Annotated in this window: 5 protein-coding genes; all 5 read left to right on the forward strand. The window is 48.3% G+C overall.

Features of this window, described 5'->3' with window-relative positions; genetic code table 11:
* Positions 1 to 80 precede the first annotated feature (80 nt).
* Positions 81 to 1340 carry a UDP-N-acetylglucosamine 1-carboxyvinyltransferase gene (gene murA / locus ABDK92_03835; protein ID MEN3185754.1) on the forward strand — a complete coding sequence of 420 codons (1260 nt, stop codon included), beginning with the start codon at positions 81 to 83 and terminating at the stop codon, positions 1338 to 1340.
* Between the two features lie 15 nt (positions 1341 to 1355).
* A complete protein-coding gene (locus tag ABDK92_03840) occupies positions 1356 to 2372 on the forward strand; it encodes a rod shape-determining protein (protein ID MEN3185755.1) in 1017 nt (338 codons plus the stop codon).
* A gap of 54 nt (positions 2373 to 2426) precedes the next feature.
* Entirely contained in the window at positions 2427 to 3983 is a 1557-nt protein-coding gene (locus ABDK92_03845; protein MEN3185756.1) for a SpoIVB peptidase S55 domain-containing protein, read from the forward strand.
* A gap of 89 nt (positions 3984 to 4072) precedes the next feature.
* Complete coding sequence (locus ABDK92_03850; protein MEN3185757.1) at positions 4073 to 7615, forward strand: translocation/assembly module TamB domain-containing protein; 3543 nt, start codon at positions 4073 to 4075, stop codon at positions 7613 to 7615.
* 28 nt (positions 7616 to 7643) lie between these two features.
* Positions 7644 to 8787 (forward strand): POTRA domain-containing protein (locus tag ABDK92_03855; GenBank protein MEN3185758.1); only part of this gene is annotated, 1144 nt, incomplete at its 3' end.

An 8787-nucleotide genomic window follows, 5' to 3' on the forward strand; every position in this document is an offset into this window, starting at 1 on the left:
AAATTTGTGTTCGGCGTGTTGTGGGAAGATAAAATTGGTTATAATTATTTTGACAAATCTTTTCTGCAGTGGAGACAAAAGTGGCGAAATTTCGTATTTATGGTGCTCAACCTTTGAGGGGTGAAATTGAAGTCAGCGGTTCGAAAAACGCGGCTTTACCAGTCCTGGCGGCGGCACTTTTGAGTGAATCTCCGTCGACCGTCCATAATGTACCGGATCTTCTGGATGTCCGTACCATGCTCATGGTGCTTGAGAGCCTGGGGGTAAAAGTAGAAAGGGTAGGTAGCCGGAGTTATACCATTTATCCTGGTTTTTTGGAGCTGATTGAGCCTCCGTATGAGCTGATCCGCAGGATGCGCGCTTCGTTTCTGGTGACTGGACCGCTCCTTTCTCGGTTTGGTCGTGCCCAGGTACCTCTTCCTGGTGGGTGTGCTATTGGTTCGCGACCCATTGATCTGCATCTTAAGGGTTTTTCGCATCTTGGAGTGGACGTTTCCATGCGCTCCGGGTACATAGAAGGGTGGGCGAAAGAGCTCCACGGAGGAGAGGTGTACCTCGATTTTCCCAGTGTGGGAGCCACAGAAAATGTGATGATGCTCGCTGCCACCATTCCGGAAGAAACGGTCATTGCCAACGCCGCTCGAGAGCCAGAAGTTGTGGATTTGGCGCATTTTCTGTCGCTTATGGGAGCAGAGATTGAAGGGGCGGGGACGGATACCATCGTGGTTCGGGGAAAAAAGCATCTTGAGGGTTGTGAATACCGGATTATGAATGACCGCATTGAGGCTGGCACCTTCTGTGTAGCCAGTGCCATCACCAGAGGAAAAGTCACTGTGAAAGGTGTTGATTATGCCCTTTTGCGTTCCATATTGACGAAACTGGAAGAGATTGGGGTACAGGTCGAAAAGATGGAGGAAGATAAGATTTTCGTGACCATGGAGGAGCGGCCAAAGGCCACCAATATTAAAACCATGCCTTATCCCGGTTTTCCTACCGACATGCAGGCCCAGTTTATGGCGTTACTGTGTCTTGCGGATGGCGTGAGTGTGATTACCGAGACTGTTTTTGAAAGCCGTTTCGCTCATGTTGGAGAACTGGAACGGATGGGGGCAAAGATACAGGTAGAGGGAAGAAGCGCAGTGGTTGTGGGGGTGGAAAAACTCACCGGTACCGAGGTGACTGCTACCGATTTACGGGCTGGTGCGGCATTAATCCTTGCCGCTCTTGCGGCAGAGGGAGTAACCGAGGTGAACGGCGTCACCCATGTTGACCGGGGATATGAGCGTTTGGAAGAAAAGTTAGCTTTCCTTGGTGCTTCGATAGAACGAATTAGTGACTGAGTAGGAGGAAGTCCAATGTGGAATAAACGATTGGGAATCGACTTGGGGACGGCAACCACTCTGATCTATGTATACGGGCGAGGGGTTGTGCTGAATGAGCCTTCGGTGGTCGCTATAGCCAAAAATTCGAACGAAATTCTGGCGGTGGGCAGAGAAGCGTGGGAGATGATTGGCAAAACTCCAGAATATATTACGGCTCACCGGCCATTACGAGAAGGGGTAATCAGTAATTACGAAATTACTCGACGGATGTTGTCCTACTTTATTCAGCGAGTTTGTGGAAAGAGCCTCTTTAGGCCGGATGTGGTCATTTGTGTTCCCTCTGGTGGGACAGAGGTGGAGAAACGGGCGGTTCTTGACGCCGCCTACCATGCAGGAGCCAGAAAAGCTTACTTGATTGAGGAACCGATGGCCGCCGCGCTGGGAGCAGGCTTGGATATCGTTGGTCCCTCGGGGAATATGGTGATCGATATCGGCGGTGGGACCACTGACATTGCGGTGCTTTCTCTGGGAGGAGTGGTGGTGAGCCAATCAGTCCGAGTGGCTGGAGACAAGATGGATGAAGCGATTATCCGGCATTTACGAAAAAAATCGAGCCTCATGATTGGAGAAAGAACTGCCGAAGTGATTAAAATTGAGATTGGGTGGGCTATTCCTCCCCAAGAGGAAAAGACCATTCGAGTGAAGGGGAGAGATCTGGTATCGGGTCTACCCAAGGAGGTGGCGGTGACGTCTTCGGAGATATATCGTTGCCTTATTGAGCCGCTGACTGCCATTATTGAGACGGCAAGATCCGTTCTTGAACATACACCTCCGGAGCTTGCTGCCGATATTGGGGAGAAAGGAATTTGTCTTACTGGGGGAGGATCGCTTCTTCGGGGTATTGATGAAATGTTTTCTCGAGCACTGGGTACACCGGTTTATGTCGCAGATGACCCCATTTCCTGTGTGGCGCTCGGCGCAGGTAAGGTACTCGACCATTTGAAAGCACTACGAAACGGGTTCCTTTTCAGCAAAGAAAGGAATGCATAGGGTTTGGATGTTACACGTCAGAATCTTTTCATAATTTGGGGAGTTTTAATATTCATTTGTCTTACTTTTGTCCCGTCAGGATGGGCTCGCCTTTCGTATTTCCCCTTTCAGGACGTGCAGAAGGGCATGGAGGCTGTGGGAAAAACTGTGTTTCATGGAACCAAAGTGGAAGAGTTCAAGGTTGAAGTTATCGATGTGGTGCGAAGCAAGGATATTCGCGACAGTTACTTTGTCGTACGGGTTGAGGATCAGCGTGTAAAAAGCCTAGGTGGAATTTCTGCCGGGATGAGCGGCAGCCCCGTATATATCAAGGGAAAAATTGCTGGAGCCCTGGCCTATAACTGGGAGACGCAGGACAATCTGGTCGGAGTGGTAACGCCAATCGAGGCCATGCTCTCCATTTGGAAGGAAGAGGAGACCCTTGCCCCTCTTGACGGTTTAGAAAGCTCGGTTGTTTTTCTGCGGGGTTTTCGGGGAAGAGCTGGGGAATTGCTTGCAAAAACTCTGCGGGATGAATTTGCGCTCCGGACAATTTTTACCCTTCCCAGTTTTATTTTTGGAGGGAGAGAAAAAGAAAAAAGTGAAGCTCCGCTTCAACCTGGGAGTGCCATAGGAATCCAGCTTTTGACTGGTGATGCGGAAATCATGAGCATCGGGACACTCACCTTTCGGGACGGAGAACGCATTTTGGCTCTGGGGCATCCATTTTTGCATCGAGGAAAGGCAAGTTATTTTCTTTCTTCTGTTTATGTGAATTTTAGCTTGAAAGGTGAAGATTTTCCCTTTAAGGTTGGGACCTCCCTTGAAACCGTTGGGATGATTGACCAGGATCGGGGGGTAGGGGTTTCGGGGAGAATTGGTACGCTTCCGGAAGGCAGCGAGGTAACCATCGTGGTGAGGGGAGGAAGCAAAAGGGGAGAGTACCATTATCTATCTGTGAGGGATAGCTCAATCCTTTTGGAGGTCATTCCTAAAGTGATTCTCGATAGCATAGACCGGACCATTGATAGTCAAGTTCCGGGCAGTGGAAATGTGGTATTGAAGATGGGGAAAGGCGATTTCACCCTTCGGGAGGAATTCTTTGTGCTCAGTGATTCGGATATCGGTAACGCCATTGCCGATTCCATGGGGAAGGTTCTGGAGGTGGTTTTGGCAAATCCCTATCAGGATGTAACGCCGGAGAAAATGGAACTGACCATAGAAATTTTTCCAGACCTCCAAAAAGGATGGTTGCTCTCGGCGGAATTTCCTCGAATTGTGAAGCGAGAGGAACCCGCAGAAGGGAGAATTAACTTTTTCCTGTATCGCCAGGGGGAACGAGCCATTGCCTTTCCCTTGACCATACCGGCTGATTTTTCTGCTGGAGAAGCAGAGGTGCTTGTGCAAGGTCGGGGAATTGGTGAAGAGACACCTCCGCCTTCTGGTACGCTTCCTCCAACCCTATCTGAATACCTCCGTAACTGGTTTGAGGAGTTCAGACGTAACGGGATCAAAGTTGAGGTGATAGCGAAAATGGGTTCCTCAGAAAACCGTCAGGTTTATTTTTCTCAGAACATCTATCTCCCGGTGATTCTGGAAGGAAATTTTTCCGCGAAGGTGTGGATTAATTGAGGCATCACAGAAGCGGAATTGTTTTACTTCTTTTTGTAGCTTTCCTTTTGGGTCTTTTCCTATGGCAGGAAAAGGATAGGTTGCTTTGCATGCTTGTCCAACGACTCCTCACAAAAATTGAGCAGCTCACGGCGGTGGAGATTTCTATCAAGGAGGTAACGCTTCGTTTTCCACTTTCGCTGGAAATAAAGGGTATTGCCATTCAAGGGAACAATTTTTCCCTTTTGGTTTCCCGGGGAAGGGTGCGTTGGAGTCCAGTTTTTTTCCTATATGGTCAAGCATCACGGGGGTGGATGCACGTTGAACTCGATGATGGCGTGCTCACCACCAAACCTGGTAATCCTTTGGATTGGTTGACCTCGTTAACCTTTTCCCGCTGGCCTCCTTTTGAAGCGGTCTTACGAAAATTGCAGTGGAGAGGGAACGTGCCGCTTGCACCTCTAACGATTCGTCTTAGGAATTTGCAAGATGAATTCGTGATGGAAATCGAAAATGAAGAGCTGGAAATAAAAGGAGTTCTTCGAGAAAACAGGGAGTTGTCCTGGGAAGCCGGGATTCTACGGGATAAAAGTCGCTGGAAAGGACGTTTCGACCTTGAAAATAACCTGGTTCACGCGGAGAGTCTGGATAAGAAAGACCCTGTAATTGTGGATGGGCAATTGTCATGGCATGATACCCTGATTACCATTTTGGGGCTGACGGTGGATTGGGGGGGATGGAAATTCGCAGGAGAAACATCTGTAAAGCTTGCAGAGCATTTTCCTTTAACGATTCAAGGTGTGATGAGTGGAGAAAACAAAGACCAGCGTATTGTACTCTCCATTCAGGGAGAAAACGTGTCCTTTCCCCAGGATTGGAAAGGGAATATTCAGGTGCAGGCTCCTTCTAGAAGCATGGAGGCACGAGGAAAATTTTCCTTTTGGGGAAAAAAACGTGAAGTTTCCCTTGTGCTTGATGCTGTTTCTCTGCCAGGAGTGACTGGAAAAGGTGAAATAAAGGGATTCTGGCTGGGTGAAGAACTCAACTTCGTTTTGCAACCATTGGAGATTCAGCTTCTGGGAGGGAATTCGCTTCCCCAGGGAAAGGGGTTGTTGACGGGAAAAGTAGTCTGGAACAAGGAAGGATGGAGAGGAAAGCTTTCTTTTACAAGCGATGCACTCACTTTTGATCGTTTCTCCGTTGAAACTCCCCACGTGGAAGTGGAGATAGCACCTGATAGGGCACCGTTGCTTTCGGGGAGTGGTGGCCTTTTTGGAGGAAACCTTGAGGTAGTGGGGTCTTTTCAAGATGGACGGTTATTCCTGGATGGAAACGCACGGGGAATGCGGTTTGAGCGTTTTATGTCTCTGCCAGTTACCGGTACTGTTTCTGGAACATTGCATATCGAAGCGGGGAAGGGGAAGGAAGTGGTGAAAATTGCACTCACCGAAGGTGAACTGTGGTGGAACAGTATCATTTTAGGTCACGTTGCCGGTGGAATGGTGACATATAGGGGTGGGAGACTTGTCGCAGACGCTATCGTTCTTCAGAATGGAAATGGCTGGATTAAAGGAAATATAGATATGGATAGAGAGCGTTTTACTGGTGAACTCGAAGCATTCGATTATCCGTTTGCTTATCGCTTTGCAGGTTGGGAGGTTTCGGGTTTGGTCCAGGGTAAAGGCTCTCTTTCTGGGTCAAAGGAGGATTGGGCACTGGATTTATCCCTTTCCTCTTCTTGGAATGCGGGGGAAAAAAGTGGAACCCTTGCTTTGCGGGGGTTGCTCCAGGGTAAGACTCTTACCGTTGACGAATTTGTGTGTGACTGGGGAGAGGGATGGATAAAGCTCGCTGGAGCCGTTGAGGTGTACCGAAGTGTTGACCTTACTGGAGAGATATCCCGGCTGGTACTCCCTTCCAACCCTTTTGGGTGGAGCGGTGAACTCCAGTCCATGCGCTTTACTTTTCGTGGGCCTTGGCAGGGGGTCGATTTTTCCTGTGAGGCTGAAGGTGAAAATTTTGCCCTGCAAGGAAAGCCCTTAGGGGAGGGATTAATGCTTCGGGTGGAAGGGAACCTGCCTTTGCCAGCCGATAACACTGAGCGTATGACACTTGCCGAATACTTCGATCCTCGTTATTTTCGGGCTGGCGAAATCAGGATACGGGGAGTTCATCTTTCTTCGCTGGGAATCGATTTTCTTCATCGTTATCGGGGTGAGGGGACCTTGGATCTTGTATTCCATCTCCAACCGGAGACCAAACAATGGGGTTTTATGTCGGAGAAGTTTTCACTTATTTTTCCTGGTTATGTGAATTTTGAAGGTGAAATGATGGGCATCTATGACGGAGAGGAATTAGAAATTAGCCAGTTATCCCTCAGGGATGCCGAGAAATGTCTTACCATTCACGGACAGGGGAAATTGGGAGTTAAAGAGAAAACGCTTGATTTTCGATTGCAAGGAGAAATAGACACCGTGTTTCCCTTTAAGGATGGTCAGTGGGTTTTTCATGGGAAAGGAGGGGGAGAAATCATTATCACCGGGACTGCCGATAGTCCTTCGGTAGAGGGTAAGGTCGCTCTTACTCAGGGAGAACTATTCCAGGATGGCCAACAATATGCTTCGTTCACGAACATCCAGGCAGAGCTTACCGAGGGAACATTGCACATCCTTTCGGCGAAGGGCACGGTGGGTGAGATGGTGATTACTGTTGATGGTACGCTTTCTCTAAAGGATGTCAATCTTCGTGGTCAGATCGAGGGAGTGGTGCCTTTTCCAGACCTTGCTCAAGTTCTGCGGGGGATGTGGAAAGGTAATTTATGGTTTCACGGGACTTGGGATGATTTGAAACTACGTGGTGAACTTACCCTTCGAAACGGGTTATTGGATTTTCAAGAGAATAGGGGTGTAACTTCACAAGATCTTATCGGGAAGTTAAAAAAATGGGAAGAGTCTATTCCTCTTACCGTGGAACTCACCCTTTCCACTGCGGATATTCTGAAAGTAAAAACTCGCTTCATTGATCTTGGGTTAAAAGGGGCGTTAAAGGTGACCGGAAAGGGGAGTACCATCCAGGTGGAAGGGAAATTGGAGGTCGAAAAGGGAACGTATGACCTTGTTTTCGTCAAATTTCCTCTGAACGGTTACGTATTTTTTAACCACTTTGGGGCTTGGGAACCTCAGCTATCGCTGGAAGGAGAAAAGGAAGTCGGAAGGTATCGAGTGCGCCTTTCTGCTGAAGGAAACCTTAGTGATTATACCATTACTTTGAATTCAGAACCTCCACTCTCCCAGGAAGAAATTTTGTCTCTCCTTTTTCTGGGTCAAGAGGATGCGTATCGTACTCTTGAAAACGTCAATGTGGCTCCGCTCCTTCTCAAAGGGTTGCAATTTTTGCTCCAAAAAAGTGGTGGCTTGCTTTCCAAAATACCCTTTTTTGACGAAATAACCTTTGATTCGTCTCGTTTTTCCCGATTATTCTTGGAGAAAAGACTTGGTAAAAATGTCTCCTTAGGGTATACTCAGGAGTTAAGTGGAGAAAAGAATTCATCCTGGAATGTCGAAGTTGATTTTGGCCGAGAGTGGTCCTTTAAGGGACAGATTGATTCCAAGGGTATCAAAGAATGGTGGTTGGAGTTTCGGACCAGATTTTAGTATTTTCGTGGAAAGGGGTTGATTCTATTTGAAGAGCGTAACAAAGCGAGGGCTTGGAGTTCTGATTTTCGCTTTAATTTTGATGACCACAGCGCGTTTGGGGTGGGCGCAGGGTGTTTCTTTGCCGGTGGTGGCAATCCGGGTTGAGGGGAACAAAAAGGTTGATGCTCGCCTGATTCTCTCAGCTGTTTCACTTGGACTAAAGGAACCGTTTAACGCTGAAAAAGTTAAAAGTGACATTAAAGCTATATATGACTTGGGTTATTTCTCTAAAGTATGGGCTGATACCAAACAGTATCCGGATGGGATTGAAGTCATCTTCAAGGTCCAGGAATTGCCAGTGATTCAGAGCATTCAAATTACCGGAAATACCGCTCTGAAGACCGAGGAAATTAGGCGGGCTATGATTGTTGCTCCCTTGCAGGTCATGAACTGGAAGATTTTCCAAAGAGACCTGGAACGTATTAAGGCTCTTTACAGTGATAAGGGTTTTCTCATTACGGCCATCGAAAATATCCGTTTTACTGAGGATGGGGTTCTGAGTTTTGAAATTAAAGAGGGTATAGTGGAAAAAATTGAATTTGAGGGCTTCCAGAAGGTTAAAGAATACGTGCTCCGTCGCGAACTCAAAACTGAACCTCCTTTTGTTTTTGATCTGAGTGAACTTAAAAAGAGCATGAGGGCAATTTACAACCTAGGTTTCTTTGATGACCTTTCCATGAAACTTGAGCCTGGAAGTGACCGGGACCATGTGGTGGTTAAAATCAAGGTGGTGGAGAAGCTGACCGGAGAAGCTGGGGTGGGTGTTGGATATAATAGCGAAAAGGGATGGTTGGGTTATGTACGGTATAAAGAGTCAAATTTTGGTGGCAATGCTCAGGCCCTGGAATTACGCTACGAATTTGGTTCCCGGACTCTGTATCGCTTGTCGTTTGAAGAGCCATGGCTTTTTGGGACACCGACTGCCTTTGGTGTTGCCATCTATGATCAGATAGAAAAGAAAAAGCACTGGGTAGAACGGGAAGTGGTGGGAAATTATGAAGAAGAGCGTGTGGGGGGTCGGGCGGCCGCCGGCCGCGCGGGGTCCGGGCTGGGGGGGGGGCCGGATCGGTTTCCGGTGGCCTTGCGCGCCGCCGACGGGGGGGGCGGCGGGGCGCGGCGCGCGCGGCGGG

It is taken from the genome of Atribacterota bacterium (assembly GCA_039638595.1).
In the GTDB taxonomy this organism is placed as follows: Bacteria; Atribacterota; Atribacteria; order Atribacterales; family Caldatribacteriaceae; genus Profundicultor; species Profundicultor thermophilus.